This window comes from Neisseria sp. P0021.S007, from assembly GCF_051956855.1.
The window spans coordinates 1-662 of record NZ_JBQCXA010000594.1 but is presented as its reverse complement, the minus strand read 5'-3'; the positions used below and the strand labels follow the sequence as shown (position 1 = coordinate 662).

General features: G+C 50.3%; 1 protein-coding gene and 1 pseudogene. One reads left to right on the top strand and one right to left on the bottom strand.

The features are described 5' to 3' along the window. On the top strand, positions 1-245 hold a 245-nt coding region (locus tag ACTHUR_RS14835), incomplete at its 5' end, for a rhodanese-like domain-containing protein (RefSeq protein ID WP_440399354.1). 55 nt (positions 246-300) lie between these two features. Here the strand turns inward: ACTHUR_RS14835 and ACTHUR_RS14830 are convergent. Then, positions 301-662: pseudogene (locus tag ACTHUR_RS14830) on the bottom strand (hypothetical protein); the annotation flags it as partial.

Here is a 662-nt window from a genome sequence, read left to right as displayed (position 1 = left end):
CCGATGAAGAACGCGCCATCTGCACCCTGCCCGCTGCCATTCACATCCCGATGAACCTCATCCCCCTGCGCCAAAACGAGCTGCCCGACGACGATTTACCCATCGTCGTTTACTGCCACCACGGCATCCGCAGCCTGCACACGGCAATGTATCTAGAAGATGCCGGATTTGAAAACCTTTACAACCTGCAAGGCGGTATTGATGCTTGGGCAATGCAGGTGGACAGCAAAATGATGCGGTATTGAATCGGTTTGATAAATAAAAGGCCGTCTGAAACTGGGTTTCAGACGGCCTTTACGATTATTTCACAAACCGTGCATCTGCCATAAACGGCCGTGTAGCGGCTGGTTTAGCGGAATAGAAGCGGGAGAAAGTGCTGTCGATTTTGGTCTGTATCGGCTTACCGTCCAATGTTGCCGATGCTTCCAATTTCACACCACCGCCACTGGTTTCGCCTAATTTCATATTTGGCAACGTCAGTTTGGCAATATTGAGTTTCGCATTTTCCACTTTGGTATCGGGAGACATCAGCTGTTTGCCGACCGGACGGATTTTTTCACCCTCATCATGAGGCGCGGCACCACCGTTATCGTCAACCACGCCGATATTAATCAATTTGGCAGACACCAAATCCATCTTGCCGTTTTTGACCGGAATACCGA